Raw genomic sequence first — 15402 nt, 5'->3', positions numbered from 1 at the left:
CCGTCAGGCCGCGTCGTAGGCCTTCTCGAACGTTTCGATGATCTGATCGACAGAGGCAGTGCCGTACGCCATTGCTGTGGCGCGGATCATCGGTTCGAACACGGCGTCGGGGATGAGCAGATCGGGGAGCATCACAGGGGTGACCTGATCGGTCGTCAGCTGCGAGGCCTGTGCGACGAGGGGAAAATCGGTGCTGACGACATCCGTGATCCTGCTCATGTCGCGTCCGGAGTCGAGGATGAACTCCTTCGTGACTTCCGGGCTGTACAGGTTCTGGATGAAAGGTTTGAGCAGATCGAGCTTCTCCGCTCCGTTCGTGCTGATCCAGATCCCGTGGCCGTTGTAGCTCTGGATCACGCTCGGATGGGCGAGAACACCGCCTCGAGACGGCTTGGGCCATCCGCCGACGACGACCTCGGCCGCGCGCTCGAGCGGCACGAGAGCGAGTGCCGACGACATTGCAGGGACGATGGCGGCTTTGCGGGTGTTGAACTGGGTGAGTTCGGAGTCCGAGGTGTACCCCTGCACGTTGTCGACGAAGACTCCGGCGTCGCGAAGCTCGACGAAATGCTCGACGCCCGCGATCGCTCCTGGGCTCTCGGAGAGCTTGCCGGTCGAGAACGCTCGGCTGGCCTCCTCCTTGGTGAGGAAGCCCTGAAGGATCTGCAGGAACATCTTCTGCCCGCTCCAGTCGGAGCCCCCGACCGTGACCGGGCCGATTCCCTTGGAACGCAGCGCGTCCGCGACCACGATGAGTTCATCGGTCGTGGTCGGCAGCTGGACGCCCGCTTCGTCGAGCAGTCCGACGTTGAACGAGACGGGCCAGTTCGTGCGAGTGAAGGGGAATGCGCGCAGGTGCCCATGCTCGTCCGTCCACTCCTCGATGGCCTCCGGGATGATCTTGTCCCGCAGCCCCCATTCATCGAGCAGGTCTTCGACGGGGATCGTCGCCTCGAGGCGAGTCCACGACAGGGTGCGTCCCTGCAGGTTGACCATCGCGATGTCGGCTTCCTTGCCGGCCAGGGCGCTCGTCTCGAACACGATCGGCAGATCGGATCCGTTCTTGAGCAGTGCGACGGTCTGGTCGTTCGCGCGCTGATACGCGGCCACGACGTCGGAGAACACCTGTGCTCCCGAGACCGCGCCGCTGAGCTGAGTGTGCACGGATATCGCGCCCGGTGCGCTCGAGGCGGACATGAGAGGGCCGCAACCCGCCAGCAGCGGCGTCACGACGCCGGTTCCGATTATCGCGCCGAGGAACGTGCGCCTGCTGATGCCTTGGGACAAGGAGACCTCCTGAGAGCTGCGGTGCATCTGAACGGGGTGATGGCCGCCCGTGTCGGGACTCGTGTAAAGCGGTACACATCAACTGGCGGCTAATGTATACCGCTTTACATTCGGCGGTCAAGCCCCTAATCTCTCTCATGAGATGAACGAGAACAGACCAGCCCGAGTCACCATCGCCGCTGTTGCCGCGCGAGCGGGCGTGTCCCCTTCCGCCGTCTCGCATGTCTTCAACGGACGCCCCAATGTCTCTGAGGCGACGGCTGCTCGCATCCGTGAGGCGGCGGATCAACTGAACTGGCGCCCGAACTATGCCAGTCGCAAGGTCGGAGGGCAGGGCGGGCACAGCCTCGGACTCGTCGTGTCGCGAATAGGCGGCAGATTCGAGCGTGATCCGTTCTTCATGAGGCTGATCGCGGGGCTCACGCAGCCGTTGGCCGAGATCGACTGGTCTCTTTCGCTCACCCTCGTGCTCGCCGATGACGAGCAGCGCGTCTATCGAGAATGGTGGAGCGAGCGGCGCGTGGACGCCTTCCTGCTCGTCGATGTCCGTGACGAGGACCCGCGCATCGCGCATGTGCGCGAGCTCGGCGCTCCCGCCGTACTGCTGGGTGCACCGATCGAAGACGCCGTGCCCGCGGTCACCGTGAGCGATGAGACGGCGTACGACCAGGTGCTCACGCATCTCGGCGACCTCGGACATCTCCAGATCGCTCGCGTGAGCGATTCACCTGGCCTCGTCCACGCTCGCGATCGCGACCGTCGCTTCACTGAGGCTGCGCTGCGACGAGGTATCGCGGCAGATGTGCTGCGCTGGGATCCGACGTCCCCGGATCCCGTCGCGGACCTGCTCCGCCGTGCTGGCGCTGCTACCGCCCTCGTCGTGGACAGCGAGGCGATGGCCGCAGAGATCGTCGCGCACGCGCCCGAGATCGGCGTGCGCGTGCCGGATCAGCTCTCTGTCGTCGCCTGGGAGGACTCCTGGGTCTCCACGCTCGTGCGTCCGCGCCTGACGGCGCTCGATGCCCCCGTGGAGGAGAGCGCCCGCACAGCAGTGCAGATGCTGCGCAGGCTCGTCGACGGCGAACAGGTCTCTTCGCAGACCGTGTCCGGCCGTCGACTCATCATTCGTGAATCGACCGCATCACCGCCCAGCAAGAAGGATGAGACTCCCAGTGACTGACCGCACTCCGCGATTCGGAGCGAACTACACGCCCTCCAAGGACTGGATGTTCCAGTGGATGGGGATCGACCCGGATGTCGTGCGCGCCGACTTCGAGGCGCTCGCGGGCCTCGGCATCGACCACGTGAGAGTCTTCCCGTTGTGGCCGGTGCTCCAGCCCAACCGAACCCTGATCCGGACGCAGGCGCTGCAGGACATCGCACTGGTCGCTGACATCGCAGCCGAGTTCGATCTCGACATCGCCGTGGACGTCATCCAGGGCCACATGTCGGGATTCGATTTCGTGCCCGCATGGCTGGTCAACTGGCACGACGGCAACATGTTCGTCGATGAGGCGGCCATCGCCGCTCAGGCTCAACTGGTCTCGGCCGTGTACGACGCGGTCAGGGACCGTGAGAATCTGATCGGCCTGACGCTCGGGAACGAGCTCAATCAGTTCCAGCTCCCGAACCCGTCGGCGATGCCGGCCGACAGCGACCAGATCGGACATTGGCTCTCGTCGCTCCTGTCCGCACCCGTGGACCCGGACCCGCGTCATCTGATCACTCACAGCGAGAACGATCATCTGTGGTACCGCGACGAGCATCCTTTCCTCCCGGTTCATGCGTCCCGCCTCGGCGACATCACCACTGTCCACTCCTGGATCTTCAATGGGACAGCGGCAGCCTATGGCGGACTGTCACCGCAGTCCGTGCGTCATGCCGAGTGGATGATCGAGCTCTCCAAGGCGTTCGCGACGGACTCAGGACGTCAGGTGTGGCTGCAGGAGGTCGGCGCGCCTTCCCTCAATCTCGCCGACGAGGAGATGCCGGAGTTCGCCGCACGCACCGTGACGGCCGCCTTGAGCTCACCGGGCTTGTACGGCATCACGTGGTGGTGCTCGCACGACGTCTCCCGCACGCTCGGAGACTACAAGGAACTCGAGTACTCGCTCGGACTTCTCGACGTCGACAACGGTGTGAAGCCGCTCGGACGCGAGTTCGCAGACCTCATCGCACGGGCTCGCGCCGGTGACCTCCCGCTCGCGGAGCCGCGGAGCATCGGCGTCGTCGTCGAGGTGGATGATGACGATCTCCCTGTCGCTCGTGCAGATCTGGCCCCCGGCGGAGCGGTCTTCGAACGGTGGCATGAGCTGCGCGAGCAGGGCGAGGCCGTGACGGTCATCACATCCCGCACAGCGGCAGATGCCAGGCGACTCGAAGATCTCGGAATCACCTCGGTGAATCTGATGCGCTCGGTGTGACGACGCGAGGCCCGCGATCAGTCGCCCGCGCGGCGCAGATGAAGTTCGCGGAGTTCGTCGGCGAACGCGGAGACGGGGCCCGCGACGGGCACGGCGGGAGCGACGGTCGCGATGGGCAGCGGGGCGACAGGGGAGGGACCTGCGCCTCGCTCTGCACTCCACTGCACGAGTTGCGCAGAGCTCGCCGCGTAGACGATGCGGCCGAGCCCCATCCATGCATGCGCCGCCGAGCACATCGGGCAGTGCTCGCCTGAGGTGAAGACAGTGCTCGATGCGCGCTCTTCAGAGGTGAGGTTCGTCGCCGACCAGCGGGCGATCTCGAACTCCGGATGCCGCGTCTGATCCCCGTGCTTGACGCGGTTGCGGTCTTCGAACCGTACCGTTCCGTGCGCGTCGACCAGGATCGAGCCGAACGGCTCATCGCCGTCGTCGAGCGCCTCACGGGCGAGATCGACGCAACGGCGAAGATGTTCGAACTCGGAGGCAGTGGGTTCGTAGAACGTCGTCATGCCACCGAGGCTAGCAATCAGGCGACTGCCGTAGCCTTGGAGTGACATGGCACATCTTCTCGGGGCCGAGGCCCTTCACCTGGAATACCCGACCAAGGTCGTCTTCGACTCCATCACCCTCGGCATCGAGGAGGGGGATCGGATCGGCATCGTCGGTCGAAACGGCGACGGCAAGTCTTCGCTGCTGGCGATGCTCGCCGGCCGCAAGGAACCGGATGGTGGGCGCGTGACGATGCGCGCCGGTACCACCGTCGGCGTGCTGGACCAGGCGGACACCCTCGATGACTCCCTCACGATCGCGCAGTCGGTGGTCGGCGACACTCCGGAATACGAGTGGGCGGGCGACGCACGTGTGCGAGACGTCATACAGGGCCTGCTGGCTGATCTGGCATGGGATGCCCCGGTCCGCGGCCTCAGCGGCGGACAGCGGCGTCGTGTCGCGCTCGCCGCGCTGCTCGTTCAGGACTGGGACATCGTCGCGCTCGATGAGCCGACCAACCACCTCGATGTCGAAGCGATCACGTGGCTCGCAGGGCACTTGAAGAAGCGCTGGGCGGTGAACTCCGGCGCGTTCCTCGTCGTCACTCACGATCGCTGGTTCCTCGACGAAGTCTGCACCGAGACGTGGGAGGTGCACGATCGTATCGTCGAGCCCTTCGAGGGCGGTTACGCCGCGTACATCCTGCAGCGTGTGGAGCGCGACCGCATGTCGGCCGCGACCGAGGCGAAGCGACAGAACCTCGCACGCAAGGAGCTCGCTTGGCTGCGCCGAGGAGCTCCGGCACGCACCAGCAAGCCGAAGTTCCGCATCGATGCGGCGAACGAGCTGATCGAGGACGTACCCGAGATCCGCGACAAGGTCTCGCTGCAGTCACTCGCCGTCTCCCGACTCGGCAAGGACGTCGTCGACCTGCTGGATGCCGGCGTGACGTACCCCGCATCGGACAGCGGTGCACCCCGTGAGGTGCTGCGCGACGTGGAGTGGCGCATCGCGCCGGGGGAGCGCACCGGCATCCTCGGCGTGAACGGTGCGGGCAAGTCGACGCTCCTCGGGCTCGTCGCCGGCACCATCGAGCCGACCAGCGGTCGGGTGAAGCGTGGCACCACCGTCAAGGTGAAGACGCTCACGCAGCGGATCGATGAACTCGCCGTGGTCTGGAACGATCCGGTGCGCAAGGTCATCGAGAGCCTGCGCACGGAGTACACCTTCGGCAGCGGGTCCAAGTCGCAGTCGCTCACACCCGGCCAGCTCCTCGAGCGGCTCGGGTTCTCGTCGGCGCAGCTCTCGACGCCGGTGAAGGATCTCTCCGGAGGTCAGCAGCGACGGCTGCAGCTGCTGCTCGTGCTGCTCGAGCAGCCGAACGTGCTGATCCTCGATGAGCCGACCAACGACATGGACACCGACATGCTCGCGGCGATCGAGGACCTGCTGGACTCATGGCCGGGCACGCTTCTCGTGGTGAGCCACGACCGGTACTTCCTCGAGCGCGTCACCGATCAGCAGTTCGCCGTCATGGGAGGACGCCTGCGTCACCTCCCAGGGGGAGTGGACGAGTACCTTCGGCTGCGTGCGGCAGAGCAGAGCGGTGCGCCATCCGCGGCGAAGGCATCGTCTTCGTCCTCCGGCCTCGAAGGTGCGGCGCTGCGCGCAGCGCAGAAAGAGGTCGCGGCGCTCGAGCGCAAGATCCAGAAGCTCACGCAGCAGATCGACAACGCCAAGCACGCGATGGTGGAGCACGATCAGTCCGACTACGAGGGTCTCGCTCAGAAGATGAAGCGCATCAGCACGCTGGAGTCCGAGGTCGAGGAGAACGAGATGCGCTGGCTCGAGCTCAGCGACAAGGTCGGCTGACGCTCAGAAGTCAGCGCGGCGCGTAGCGCAGCGTCCGTCGTGTGCGGAAGTCGCGCTCCTCGCCGCTGAGCGGGTCGATGAAGCGCAGTTCTCTCGCGAGAAGCTGCAGCGGCCTCTCGTGATCGTCGGGCTTCTCGTCCGTGAGGATCGGGTACAGATTGTCGTGCAGGATGCCGAGACCGATGCTCGCGAGATGCACTCGCAGCTGATGCATCTTGCCGGTGTGCGGGCGAAGCAGGGTGTGGACCACGTGCTCGTCGGCGCCGATCAACTCGATGAGCGTCTCGGAGTTCGGCTCGCGATCGAGGTCGACGTCGACGCACACCTGACTGCGCAGCTTCTCGATGTGCAGCCGCACCGTCTTGGGCAGGTCATCGGTCCATCCGGCAGGTCGCGCGGACACCGCCTCGTACACCTTCTCGATCTGACGGCGCTGGAACAGCGTCTGGTACGCGCCGCGCGTCACGGAGCGCGCGGAGAACATGAGCAGTCCGGCCGTGGCACGGTCCAGACGGTGCACTGGAGCGAGATCAGCATTGTCCAGCAGGCGGCGCAGGCGCACGAGTGCGGAGTTCTGCACGTATCTTCCTGCCGGCGTCGACGGCAGGAAGTGCGGCTTGTCGATCACGACGAGGTCCCTGTCCTGATGCAGGATCTCGATCTCGAACGGGATGTGCGTCTCGGCCGGCGGCTCCCGGTAGTACCAGACGAACTCCTCTGCGCCGAGCGGGGCGTCGCGAGTGACTGCGGTCCCATCGAACGCGACGATCTCGCCGTCATCGAAACGCGTCAGCAGCCAGTTCGGATCGAGGTGGAAGAAGCGCTCCACCATGTATGCGCTCACGGTGGGCCACGGACCGGTGAGCGGCACATGCAGGCGCGTCGCGCCGACACCGTCGCGGACCGGGAGCGGAGAGCGCATCGCCATCAGGTGAGGGTCTCCATCAGGCGTCGTAGCTCAGGCTGAGTTTGCGGAGCAGTGATGCCATCCGATCGCGGTCGGCGCGTGAGAGCGCCTGCAGCAGTTCGGCTTCGACGTCGACGAGGCGCGTGATCGCGGCATCCACGCGCATCTGACCGTCCTCGGTCAAGGTGACGAGCACGCTGCGACCGTCACCCGGGTCTGCCTCGCGTCTGACGAAACGACGCCCGACCAGCCGATCGATCCGGTTGGTCATGGTGCCGCTCGAGACGAGCGTCTGCTGCAACAGCTGCTTCGGCGAGAGCTGGAACGGCGCGCCGGCACGCCGCAGCGCCGAGAGCACGTCCCACTCCCACGGCTCGATGTCGCTGCGTCGGAAGACGTCGCGACGTGCGCGGTCAAGATGCTTGGACAGCCGGTCCATGCGGGAGAGCACTTCGAGGGGAGAGAAATCGAGGTCGGGGCGCTGTGTGTTCCATGCGCCGACGATCCGGTCGACCTCATCTGCCTCGCTCATCTTCCTATTATCGGGCAGGGGCATCGCACTCACACGCGCAGGGCAGGCGATCCGGCATGGCAGACTTGTCTGGTGACCTCGCGGTCGCGGTCCGCCGTGGTGTAATGGCAGCACGACAGCCTTTGGAGCTGTTAGGTCTAGGTTCGAATCCTGGCGGCGGAGCATGACGGAGAACAAGCTCGCCATCATCGTGCTCGCTGCAGGTCAGGGCACTCGGATGAAGTCCCGACTGCCGAAGGTGCTGCACCCGATCAGCGGTCGTCCTCTGGTGGGGCATGTGCTGACGACGGCGGCTGCGCTCGACGCCGCGCATGTCGAAGTGGTCGTGCGCCACGAGCGCGATCAGGTGGTGGCAGCGCTCACTGCAGACTATCCGCAGGTGACGTTCGTCGATCAGGACGAGATCCCTGGAACCGGCCGCGCAGTCCAGGTCGCGGTCGATGCGCTTCCCGCCGGTTTCGACGGCGACGTGCTGGTGCTCTCCGGCGACTGCCCGCTGGCGGATGCTGAGACCCTGACCTCGTTCATCGCCGCGCACAGAGCGGCCGACGCCGCCGCGACGCTGATGACGGCGGTGGTGGCCGATCCGACCGGCTACGGCCGCGTGATCCGCGACGCCGACGGCGGCGTCGACCGCGTCGTCGAGCAGAAGGACGCCACGATCGACGAGGCGTCCGTCAACGAGATCAACGCGGGAATGTACATGTTCCGCGCCGCAACGCTGCGCGAATACCTCCCCGCCATCGGCGTGGACAACGCGCAGGGCGAGATGTATCTCACCGATGTGCCAGGGCTCCTTCGCCGCGACGGCGGCCGGGTCGCGGCATCCGTCGTCTCCGACGTCACGGTGACGTACGGCGTCAACGATCGCGCGCAGCTGGCAGAGGTGGGGCGGCTGCTGAACGCCCGCATCGTGCGCCGCTGGCAGCTCGAGGGCGTCACGATCGTGGACCCGACGACCACCTGGATCGATGACGATGCGAAGCTCGCACCGGATGTCACCATCCTCCCGAACACTCACATCGTCGGCGCGACGGTCATCGAATCGGGCGCCGTCGTGGGGCCCGACACGTCTCTCATCGACTGCGAGGTCGGAGCGGACGCCGTCATCCGTCGTTCGGAGGCCACCCTAGCGGTCATCGGCCAAGGCGCGACGGTCGGTCCGTTCTCCTACCTCCGTGCGGGTACGACCCTCGGTGCGAAGGGCAAGATCGGCGCTTACGTCGAGACCAAGAACGCCCAGATCGGCGACGGAAGCAAGGTGCCGCACCTCTCCTACGTCGGCGATGCGACCATCGGTCGCGGCGTCAACCTCGGTGCAAGCACGATCACTGCGAACTACGACGACGTGAACAAGCACCGCACGGAGATCGGCGACGAGGTGCACACCGGATCGCACACGGTCCTCGTCGCGCCCGTTAAGCTGGGAGCAGGTGCGAAGACCGGTGCAGGCGCCGTCGTCCGCAAGGACGTCCCCGCCGGAGCGCTGGCCATGAGCGTGGCCCCGCAACGCAACATCGAGGGCTGGGTCGAGAAGAACAGAGCAGGCACGGGTGCGGCGGATGCCGCGGCTCGCGAACAATCGGCGGAATAGGCGGAGCATGGCGCGCAAGAAGAAGACCGTTGAACTGGATCGGGACAACGGCATTGCGCCCGGACTCGTGGCGAAGACGAAGAAGCGACTCGTCATCGCGGGTGGGCGTTCCCACCCCGCACTGACTGCCGCGGTCGCGGCCGGCCTCGGCACCGAGATCGCCCCGACCGAGCATCGCACCTTCGCCTCCGGCGAGATCTACTCCCGTTTCGAGGTGTCGATCCGCGGTTGCGATCTGTTCCTCATTCAGACCTTCGGTGAGCCGGTCAACGAATGGCTCATGGAGACGCTGATCATGATCGATGCCGCCAAGCGCGCGTCGGCCAAGCGGATCACCGTCGTCGCGCCCTACTACCCCTATTCGCGCCAGGACAAGAAGGGCCGTGGCCGCGAGCCGATCAGTGCACGCCTGGTCGCCGATCTTCTCAAGACCGCGGGCGCCGACCGGGTCATGAGCGTCGACCTGCACGCTGCGCAGATCCAGGGCTTCTTCGACGGGCCGGTCGATCACCTGTTCGCGAAGCCGGTTCTGCTGGAGTACTTCCGCGAGAACCTGACGCCGGAGGACCGTGAGACGCTCACGATCGTCTCGCCCGACATGGGCCGAGTCCGCGTGGCCGACACATGGTCGGACAGTCTCGACGCACCGCTCGCGATCATCCACAAGCGCCGAGACCCGAAGGTGGCCAACCAGGTCTCGGTGCACGAGATCGTCGGCGAGGTCGAGGGTCGCACGTGTCTGCTCGTGGACGACATGATCGACACCGGTGGCACGATCGTCAAGGCCGCGCAGGCGCTGAAGGAAGCGGGCGCACGTCGGGTCATCGTCGCAGCCACGCATGCGATCTTCAGCGACCCGGCCAACGAGCGGCTGCAGGATGCATCGATCGACGAAGTCGTCGTCACCGACACGATCCCGTTGACCGAGTCGCGTCGCTGGGACGGCCTGACGATTCTGCCGATCGCGCCGCTGCTGGCGCGCGCCATCCACGAGGTCTTCGAGGACGGCTCCGTCACCAGCATGTTCGGCGGCGACGCGTAGCGTCACGGGCACAGCCCGCCCATAGCAGATCGCCCTAATCTCAGGATCATGATGAGCATGAGCGTTTCGTCCTCCGTTCGTAAGAGCGCTGCTGTCGTCGGAGTCGCCGGACTCCTCGTGCTGGCCGGCTGCTCCGGCGCCGCCGACGCCGAGGATGCCCCGGACACCGGCGCGGACACCGATACCGGAACGGGCTCCGACACGCAGAGCTCGTCGGATGCCGGTGAATACGCCGACGGGACCTACTCGGCCGACGGTTCCTACCAGACCCCGGAGACGGTCGAGCAGATCTCGGTCACTCTCACCCTCGAGGACGGCTTCGTCACCGACGTCGAGGTGACCGGCGACCCTCAGGCTCGCGAGACCGAGCAGTACCAGGGGGAGTTCATCGACGGCATCGCGGCGGAGGTCGTCGGCGTCGCCATCGACGATCTGAACGTCAGTCGCGTCGCCGGATCGTCGCTCACGAGCGGTGGCTTCAACGCGGCCGTCGAAGAGATCAAGGATCAGGCCGCGGCCTGAGCGCCATGTCCGTATGGGGCTTCGACGCGATCGGCACCCGTTGGGAGATCGAAACCGAGACTCCGCTGGACGAACCCGAACGTGCACGGGTGAGCGCCGCGATCGGTTCCTTCGATCGCACGTGGTCGCGTTTTCGCGACGATTCGCTCGTAACCGTGCTCGCTCACAGCGGTGGTGACGTGGGCGCGCCCGCGGATGCCGCGGCGATGCTCGAGGTGTATCGCGAGCTCTCAGATGCCACAGACGGCGCGGTGAATCCTCTGGTGGGTGAGAGCCTCAGCGCGCTCGGCTATGACGCCGAGGTGTCTCTGCTCGCTGGTGAGCCTCGTCCGGCGCCCGCCGACTGGACCAGCATCCTCACCTGGTCCGGCGCGCGATTGTCCGTGGCGACGCCGGTACAGATCGATGTCGGCGCGCTCGGCAAGGGGCGCCTCGTCGATCTCGTGCTCGCGGAGCTCGGCGACGTTCCAGGCAGCGTTACCGTGGATGGCGGCGGTGACATCGCTGTGCGCGGCGATGAGGTGCGCATCGGCCTCGAGCATCCGTTCGATCGGACGAAGGCGATCGGCGTCGCGAGCATCCGAGACCAGGCGCTGTGCGCCTCCGCCACCAACAGGCGCGCCTGGGGCGACGGGTTGCATCATGTGCTCGACGCCCGCACAGGAGCGCCGGTGCGCACGTGGGCGGCGACCTGGGCGATCGCTCCGGATGCGATGCATGCGGATGCCGCCGCGACGGCGCTGTTCTTCGGCGGTGGCGCGGAGCTCGCTGCCCGCTGGGGCGTCGAGTGGGTGCGGATGAGCACGACAGGCATGGCGGAGCGTTCGGCCGAGTGCCCGGTCGAGTTGTTCACAACCCCCGGCGTTCGCAGATAGGGAAGAGTTGTATTCGTGACGTACTCATTCACGGCTGTTCGTCAGCGGGTCCTGGCGGTTCTCGGCGCCATGTCGATGTACCGCCTCGTGTTGTTCTCGCTCGTGGCGCTCGCTCTGATCGCACTGGTGCTGTCGCTGTTCGGCGTCATCGTGTCGCCGACCCCGATCGAGCTGCTGGCATCTTTCGTGGTGCTCACGCTCGTGATCTCTGCGGTCGATGCTGCCGTGCAACGTCTGCTCCACTTGCCGTGGCGCATCGAGTCGTCGCTCGTCACCGCGCTGATCATGCTGTTCGTCATGCGGCCCGGCGTGGAACCGGCGGCGCTGATCGGCCTCGCGCTGGCGGGTGTCTTGGCCAGTGTCTCGAAGTACCTGATCGCATGGCGCGGTCGTCACATCCTCAACCCGGCAGCGTTCGGCGCGGCAGTGGTCTCGATTATCGGCTCTTTCGGCGCGTTCGAATGGCTCGGCACCTCGGCATCGTGGTGGGTCGGCAACGGCGCGTTGGCGATCCCTGTGGCGGTGCTGGGGCTCGCGGTGCTCTGGCGCACCGAGAAGGTGCGCGTCGTGCTCGTGTTCCTGCTGATCGCGATCGTCACTGCAGTCGTGCGTCAGGCCGTGCAGGCTCAGCAGTTCGACATCGAATTCAACCTTGTGACCGCCCTGCAGTTCGCGGTGCTGCAGAGTCCATTCCTGTTTCTGGGCGCGTTCATGGTGTCGGAGCCGCTGACACTCCCGCCGCGGCGCTGGCAGCAGTTCTGGGTCGCCGCTCTCGTCGGCGTGCTCGCCGGCTGGCCGATCCTCGTGGGCGGACTGTTCACGCTCGGCCAGGAGCGGGCGCTGCTGATCGGCAATCTGCTGGCATTCGCCTTCGCATTGCGCGGATCCGTGCGACTGACGCTCGAGAAGCGCGAGTTCATCACGCCGACCGCGCAGGAGCTCACCTTCCGCGCCAGAGGGAAGTTGAAGTTCCTGCCCGGTCAGTATCTCGAGTTGGACGTGCCGCACCACCATCCAGACGCGCGCGGAACACGACGGGAGTTCAGCATCGTCTCGGCACCGGCCGACCTGCCGATACTGCGCATCGCGTACAAGAACGGTGATCAGAAGCATCCCTCGAGCTACAAGCGCGCGCTCGCGGCCGCGGAACCCGGCGCCACGCTCGCAGTCACCGGCACGTGGGGAGACTTCGTCATGCCGAGGGGAGACGCGCCGGTGCTCATGGTCGCCGCGGGAATCGGCGTCACGCCCTTCGTCTCGCAGCTTCGGCAGCTGCATGCCGAAGGGCGCACGCGCGATGTCGTGCTGATCTATGTTGCCGCTGAGGCCTCCGAGCTCGCGTTCCGTGCAGAGCTCGCCGAGACCGGAGTGCGCACGGTGGTGTTCACCAGAGACGCCCCGGCAGACCTGCCGGAGCACTGGACGTGGGCGCAGGGCGTGCGTCTGGGCGCCGAAGGACTCGAGCGCATCGTCGCAGACATCTCCACGCGCCATGCGTTCATATCCGGGCCTCCGCGGCTCATCGCCGACCTCGCGCCCGCACTGCAGAAGGCGCACTCACTGACGACGGACGCCTTCGCCGGGTACTGAGCACGCCCGTCCCCTGCAGGTGTGCCCGGTTACGGGGTGGGAGCGGGGGCACTGACCGGAGTCAGGGGAAAACGCACGGTGAAGGTCGTGTCACCGGGCTCGGATTCCACCCCGATCGTGCCATTGTGGCCCTCCACGATGGCCTTGGCGATTGCAAGGCCCAGACCCGTGCCGCCCGTCTGACGCGCACGAGAGCTGTCGCCTCTGGCGAAGCGGGCGAACAGCTCCTCACGCACCTGCGGTTCGATCCCAGGGCCGTCGTCGTGCACCCGGATGACCGCCTCGTCGCCTTCCCTCGCCACGCTCAGCGTGATGGTGGTGCCGTCCGGTGTATGGGTGCGGGCGTTGGCGAGCAGGTTGGCGACCACTTGGTGCAGTCTTCCCGCATCTCCGAGCATGACCACCGGCTCTTCGGGGACATCGATGATCCAGTGGTGCGCCGGCGCCGTCGGACGTGCATCGGTGAGTCCTTCGAGCGCCAGTTGCGTGAGATCGACCGTGCCGTGCACGAGTTCCTGCCCCTCGTCGAGGCGGGCCAGAAGCAGCAGGTCCTCGACCAGTCGAGTCATCCGCAGCGACTGCGCCTGGATGCGCTCCAGTGCAGTCTGCGCTGTCTCCGGCAGTTCGCGATCCCGCAGCGACAACTCCGAGTATCCGCGGATCGAGGCCAGCGGCGTGCGCAGCTCGTGGCTCGCATCGGCGACGAACCGTCGCATCCGCTCCTCGTTCTTCTGACGAGACGCGAGCGAATCGTTCACGTGGTCGAGCAGCTTGTTCAGCGAGGCGCCGACAAGGCCGGTCTCCGTGCGTGGATCCGCTTCGGCGTCTGGCACCCGCTCGGTGATGGTGACTTCTCCGCGATCCAGCGGCTGGTTCGCCACCCTGGTCGCCGTCCGGGCCACGGCCCTCAGCGGGCGCAGGCTCATCCGGATCGTGATGGTCGTCGTGAGCGCGAGCAGGATGAGCCCGCCGAGGGTGGCGAGCGTGATCACGGTGAGCAGTTGCGCCATGGTGCTCTGCACCTCATCGCGCGGGAGGCCCGTGACGATTCCGATGCCGTTGGTCTTCGTCACCGTGAGTTGGAAGGAACCGAGGCCATCGAGCGTGATGGAAGCACCGGGCGAGGTCTTCACGGCGTCGTCGAGCTGAAGGACCTGAGCATCGGTCAGGTCTGTGGTCCCATCGGAATTGAGCACCACTCCCTCCGGGCCGTTCGACGTGTAGATGGCAAGCAGCAGGCCCGAGACCTGGAAGTGCGCGCCAGCCAATGCCGTGCGTGCCGTCAGCGGGTCGCCGGTGACGGCGGAGCGAAACGCCTGCTGCGCCACAAGAGTCGTGGTGTCATCGGCGGTCGAGCGCAATTGATCCTGCAGTCGTCCTTCCAAGGAAGTGCCGAGCGTCGCACTGGTGATGACGGCGACGATGATGAGGATGACCGACACGAACCCGATGACGGCGGCCATCAGCCGCGTCTGCAGAGTCAGCGGGGGTCGCGACATCCTCGGGGCGGTCAATGCGGAGCCTTGATCATGTACCCGACGCCGCGGACGGTGTGCAGCAGAGGCGCGCGACCGGCGTCGATCTTCTTGCGCAGGTACGAGATGTAGAGCTCCACGACGGAGGACTTGCCGCCGAAGTCGTAGCTCCACACCCGGTCGAGGATCTGTGCTTTCGAGAGCACGCGGCGCTCGTTGCGCATGAGGTAGCGCAGCAGCTCGAATTCGGTGGCGGTCAACTCGATCTCGGTGCCTTCGCGCTCGACCTCGTGACTGTCCTCGTTGAGGGTGAGGTCGCCGACGCGAAGGATCGACTGACCGTCGTCTGTGCTGGCGAGTCCGGTGCGGCGGATGATCGCGCGCAGGCGCGCGATCACCTCCTCAAGGCTGAACGGCTTCGTGACGTAGTCGTCGCCGCCGGCTGTGAGCCCGGCGATGCGGTCGCCGACGGCGTCCTTCGCCGTCAGGAAAAGCACGGGCACGAGGTTGCCCGATTCGCGAAGGCGTCGCAGAACGCTCATTCCGTCGAGGTCGGGCATCATGATGTCGAGCAGCAGCGCATCCGGCTCGAAGTCGCGCGCGACCTGGAGCGCCTCGAGGCCGGATGATGCCGTGCGCACTTCCCAACCTTCCATGCGCAGCGCCATGGCGAGCAGGTCTGTGAGCATCTGCTCGTCGTCCACGGCGAGGATGCGCAGGGGTGAGCCGTCTGGGCGGCGCAGGTCGGGCTGATCACTGGTCATGAGCCCATTCTGAGGAATCAGCTATGGGAT

At 66.3% G+C, this 15402-nt stretch carries 14 protein-coding genes and 1 tRNA gene; 9 read left to right on the top strand and 6 right to left on the bottom strand.

The features are described from left to right. Nucleotides 1-3: 3 nt before the first annotated feature. Nucleotides 4-1287: an ABC transporter substrate-binding protein gene (locus QFZ46_RS01980; protein WP_307357768.1), complete on the bottom strand. Its 1284-nt coding sequence runs from the start codon at nucleotides 1285-1287 to the stop codon at nucleotides 4-6. 142 nt (nucleotides 1288-1429) lie between these two features. On the opposite strand from QFZ46_RS01980, the gene QFZ46_RS01975 reads away from it, so the two are divergent. Together QFZ46_RS01975 and QFZ46_RS01970 are read left to right on the top strand one after the other, a co-directional pair. After that, nucleotides 1430-2467, top strand: a complete 1038-nt coding sequence (locus QFZ46_RS01975; protein ID WP_307357765.1) for a LacI family DNA-binding transcriptional regulator — start codon at nucleotides 1430-1432, stop codon at nucleotides 2465-2467. After that, nucleotides 2460-3710, top strand: a complete 1251-nt coding sequence (locus QFZ46_RS01970; RefSeq protein WP_307357762.1) for a glycoside hydrolase 5 family protein — start codon at nucleotides 2460-2462, stop codon at nucleotides 3708-3710. The genes QFZ46_RS01975 and QFZ46_RS01970 overlap by 8 nt, the downstream gene beginning before the upstream one ends. Nucleotides 3711-3727: 17 nt before the next feature. On the opposite strand, the gene QFZ46_RS01965 is transcribed toward QFZ46_RS01970, so the two are convergent. Then, complete coding sequence (locus QFZ46_RS01965; protein WP_307357759.1) at nucleotides 3728-4219, bottom strand: nucleoside deaminase; 492 nt, start codon at nucleotides 4217-4219, stop codon at nucleotides 3728-3730. Nucleotides 4220-4265: 46 nt separating this feature from the next. Here QFZ46_RS01965 and QFZ46_RS01960 point away from each other — a divergent pair, with 46 nt between their 5' ends. Continuing rightward, nucleotides 4266-6071, top strand: a complete 1806-nt coding sequence (locus QFZ46_RS01960) for an ABC-F family ATP-binding cassette domain-containing protein (protein ID WP_307357757.1) — start codon at nucleotides 4266-4268, stop codon at nucleotides 6069-6071. A gap of 10 nt (nucleotides 6072-6081) precedes the next feature. On the opposite strand, the gene QFZ46_RS01955 is transcribed toward QFZ46_RS01960, so the two are convergent. Then, complete coding sequence (locus QFZ46_RS01955) at nucleotides 6082-6993, bottom strand: pseudouridine synthase (RefSeq protein ID WP_307364464.1); 912 nt, start codon at nucleotides 6991-6993, stop codon at nucleotides 6082-6084. A 22-nt stretch (nucleotides 6994-7015) separates the two neighbouring features. Further along, a complete protein-coding gene (locus QFZ46_RS01950; RefSeq protein ID WP_307357754.1) occupies nucleotides 7016-7510 on the bottom strand; it encodes a MarR family winged helix-turn-helix transcriptional regulator in 495 nt (164 codons plus the stop codon). Between the two features lie 90 nt (nucleotides 7511-7600). On the opposite strand from QFZ46_RS01950, the gene QFZ46_RS01945 reads away from it, so the two are divergent. The 6 genes from QFZ46_RS01945 (at nucleotide 7601) to QFZ46_RS01920 (ending at nucleotide 13133) form a co-directional block, all read left to right on the top strand. Continuing rightward, a tRNA-Gln gene (locus QFZ46_RS01945) sits at nucleotides 7601-7672 on the top strand. Between the two features lies 1 nt (nucleotide 7673). Then, the gene (gene glmU / locus QFZ46_RS01940; protein ID WP_307357753.1) at nucleotides 7674-9104 is read left to right on the top strand and encodes a bifunctional UDP-N-acetylglucosamine diphosphorylase/glucosamine-1-phosphate N-acetyltransferase GlmU; all 1431 of its coding nucleotides are present in this window, start codon (nucleotides 7674-7676) and stop codon (nucleotides 9102-9104) included. Nucleotides 9105-9111: 7 nt separating this feature from the next. Next, nucleotides 9112-10146 (top strand): ribose-phosphate diphosphokinase, encoded by a 1035-nt coding sequence (locus QFZ46_RS01935; RefSeq protein WP_307357751.1) that lies wholly within the window; start codon nucleotides 9112-9114, stop codon nucleotides 10144-10146. Nucleotides 10147-10194: 48 nt separating this feature from the next. After that, nucleotides 10195-10668 carry an FMN-binding protein gene (locus tag QFZ46_RS01930; protein WP_307357748.1) on the top strand — a complete coding sequence of 158 codons (474 nt, stop codon included), beginning with the start codon at nucleotides 10195-10197 and terminating at the stop codon, nucleotides 10666-10668. A 5-nt stretch (nucleotides 10669-10673) separates the two neighbouring features. Next, nucleotides 10674-11543 carry an FAD:protein FMN transferase gene (locus tag QFZ46_RS01925; RefSeq protein WP_307357747.1) on the top strand — a complete coding sequence of 290 codons (870 nt, stop codon included), beginning with the start codon at nucleotides 10674-10676 and terminating at the stop codon, nucleotides 11541-11543. Nucleotides 11544-11558: 15 nt separating this feature from the next. Beyond that, nucleotides 11559-13133, top strand: a complete 1575-nt coding sequence (locus tag QFZ46_RS01920) for a flavodoxin reductase (protein ID WP_373457630.1) — start codon at nucleotides 11559-11561, stop codon at nucleotides 13131-13133. Between the two features lie 29 nt (nucleotides 13134-13162). Here QFZ46_RS01920 and QFZ46_RS01915 read toward each other — a convergent pair whose 3' ends face one another. Both QFZ46_RS01915 and QFZ46_RS01910 read right to left on the bottom strand, forming a co-directional pair. Continuing rightward, on the bottom strand, nucleotides 13163-14632 hold the full coding sequence (locus tag QFZ46_RS01915) for a sensor histidine kinase (protein WP_307357745.1): 1470 nt from the start codon (nucleotides 14630-14632) through the stop codon (nucleotides 13163-13165). Between the two features lie 11 nt (nucleotides 14633-14643). Further along, nucleotides 14644-15372, bottom strand: coding sequence for a response regulator transcription factor (locus QFZ46_RS01910; RefSeq protein WP_307357743.1), 729 nt, complete (start codon nucleotides 15370-15372; stop codon nucleotides 14644-14646). Between the last annotated feature and the right edge of the window lie 30 nt (nucleotides 15373-15402).

It is taken from the genome of Microbacterium murale (assembly GCF_030815955.1).
Classification (GTDB): Bacteria; Actinomycetota; Actinomycetes; order Actinomycetales; family Microbacteriaceae; genus Microbacterium; species Microbacterium murale_A.
Note: the sequence above shows the minus strand (reverse complement) of the source record. Positions and strands in the feature narration are given on the sequence as shown.

What these genes read in the sequence shown, in the direction of transcription:
- QFZ46_RS01960 (WP_307357757.1), top strand. Translation starts at nt 4,266, where the DNA reads ATGGCACATCTTCTCGGGGCCGAGGCCCTTCACCTGGAATACCCGACC.
- QFZ46_RS01965 (WP_307357759.1), bottom strand. Translation starts at nt 4,219, where the DNA reads ATGACGACGTTCTACGAACCCACTGCCTCCGAGTTCGAACATCTTCGC.
- glmU (WP_307357753.1), top strand. Translation starts at nt 7,674, where the DNA reads ATGACGGAGAACAAGCTCGCCATCATCGTGCTCGCTGCAGGTCAGGGC.
- QFZ46_RS01925 (WP_307357747.1), top strand. Translation starts at nt 10,674, where the DNA reads ATGTCCGTATGGGGCTTCGACGCGATCGGCACCCGTTGGGAGATCGAA.
- QFZ46_RS01950 (WP_307357754.1), bottom strand. Translation starts at nt 7,510, where the DNA reads ATGAGCGAGGCAGATGAGGTCGACCGGATCGTCGGCGCATGGAACACA.
- QFZ46_RS01910 (WP_307357743.1), bottom strand. Translation starts at nt 15,372, where the DNA reads ATGACCAGTGATCAGCCCGACCTGCGCCGCCCAGACGGCTCACCCCTG.
- QFZ46_RS01935 (WP_307357751.1), top strand. Translation starts at nt 9,112, where the DNA reads ATGGCGCGCAAGAAGAAGACCGTTGAACTGGATCGGGACAACGGCATT.
- QFZ46_RS01930 (WP_307357748.1), top strand. Translation starts at nt 10,195, where the DNA reads ATGATGAGCATGAGCGTTTCGTCCTCCGTTCGTAAGAGCGCTGCTGTC.
- QFZ46_RS01915 (WP_307357745.1), bottom strand. Translation starts at nt 14,632, where the DNA reads ATGTCGCGACCCCCGCTGACTCTGCAGACGCGGCTGATGGCCGCCGTC.
- QFZ46_RS01955 (WP_307364464.1), bottom strand. Translation starts at nt 6,993, where the DNA reads ATGCGCTCTCCGCTCCCGGTCCGCGACGGTGTCGGCGCGACGCGCCTG.
- QFZ46_RS01975 (WP_307357765.1), top strand. Translation starts at nt 1,430, where the DNA reads ATGAACGAGAACAGACCAGCCCGAGTCACCATCGCCGCTGTTGCCGCG.